At 50.8% G+C, this 1,863-nt stretch carries 1 protein-coding gene; it reads left to right on the forward strand.

The window, feature by feature from the left end; translation table 11 throughout:
• On the forward strand, window positions 1-1,739 hold a 1,739-nt coding region (locus RTV33_RS14215; RefSeq protein WP_312645310.1), incomplete at its 5' end, for an adenosylcobalamin-dependent ribonucleoside-diphosphate reductase.
• Window positions 1,740-1,863: the final 124 nt, after the last annotated feature.

The raw sequence follows: 1,863 nt of genomic DNA on the forward strand, positions 1-1,863 counted from the left end.
TTTTGCAGTTTATTGATTGTAAAAAAGACAACGCAGATATCACCAACTTTAATATCTCAGTGGGAGTTACCGAAAAATTTATGAATGCCGCCTTAAACGGTGAGGATTACGCCCTTTGTGACCCGAAAACAAAGGCGGAGGTTGGCAAGCTCAATGCAAAAGAAGTATTCGATAAAATTGTAGACAGTGCTTGGAGAAACGGCGAGCCGGGCATCATCTTTTTAGACCGGCTCAATCGTGACAATGTCGTGCCTTCACAGGGTGAGATTGAGAGCACCAACCCATGCGGAGAGCAACCTTTGCTGCCCTATGAGTCATGCAATCTTGGTTCGATTAACCTCCTTTCTGTGCTGAAAAAGGACAAGGATGGTAGCTACGATGTCGACTACAAAAAACTGGAGCGCATTGTGAAAACAGCGGTACATTTTCTTGATAACGTCATCGATGTCAACAAATATCCGTTAGAACTTATCGACCAAACCACCAAAGCCACCCGTAAAATTGGCCTCGGCGTAATGGGTTGGGCAGATATGCTGCTCAAAATGGGCGTTCCCTATGGCTCGGATGATTCGGTGTCACTTGCTGAAAAGGTGATGGGTTTCATCAACGACACCGGCAGAATGGCAAGCCATGCACTTGCAAAAACACGCGGCAGCTTTCCTCTCTTCGCCGAAAGCGTATTTGCACAGAATGAACCTTTGCGCAACGCCACGATAACCACCATTGCCCCCACCGGTACCCTGTCAATTCTGGCGGGCTGCTCCTCTGGCGTAGAGCCGGTTTTTGCATTCGCGTATATCCGTAATGTTATGGATAACACCGAGATGATTGAGACCAACCCTATCCTCAAAGAGGTTCTGGTGGAGCGCGGTATCTACTCGGATGAGCTGATGAGAAAGATTATTGAGCAGGGTACACTGCAGCACATCGATGAAATTCCGGAGGACATCAAACGCGTGTTTGTGTGCTCGCATGACATCAGCCCGCTGCACCATGTCAAAATGCAAGCTGCGTTCCAGCGTCATACCGATAACGCGGTGTCTAAAACAGTTAACTTTACGCACGACGCATCTCACGAGGATGTACGCGAGGCTTATATTCAGGCCTATAAACTTGACTGCAAGGGCGTTACCATCTACCGAGATGGTAGCCGTGACAGCCAGGTGCTCAACATTGGTTCGGTAAAAAAAGAGGACAATGCCGAAGCCGGAACCTATCGTACCAACATTACACCGCGCCCCCGCCCCGAGGCGGTGAGCGGCATGACCGAGCGCATGAAGATTGGCTGCGGCAACCTGTATGTCACCGTCAACTACGATGAGAATGGTATTTGTGAGGTATTTACCAATACCGGTAAGGCGGGGGGATGCCCGTCTCAGTCGGAGGCGACAGCGCGCCTAGTGTCGGTTGCTTTGCGTTCGGGTGTGAGTGTGGATGAGGTAATTGATCAGCTTAAGGGTATTCGCTGCCCCTCTACCATCCGCCAGGCGGGTATGAAATGCACCTCCTGCCCCGATGCAATGTCGAGAATCATTCGCAAGGTAGCGGATTTCCAAAAGACCATGCAGGATACCGGTGCGAGTCGGGTTATTCCAACCGAGCAGATTAGCAAGCAGGTGGAACTGGATACCGAACGCTACCAAAAGCTTGCAAAACTCTGCCCGGAATGTGGCGCGGAGATGGAGCACGAGGGCGGCTGCGTATCCTGCCGCTCCTGCGGGTACTCGAAGTGCAATTAGGCGGGTAAGCGGGAATCGTATGAAGCTTATCGGAATATAGTCTCAAAGGAGCAGACAGCGGTCTGCTCCTTTTGCGCTCTGCTTTAGCAGGTGCGTTAGGCGTCTTGCCGCCTAATGCACAAAT

Origin of the sequence: Hydrogenoanaerobacterium sp., assembly GCF_032017025.1 — a bacterium.
Classification (GTDB): Bacteria; Bacillota; Clostridia; order Oscillospirales; family Ruminococcaceae; genus Hydrogenoanaerobacterium.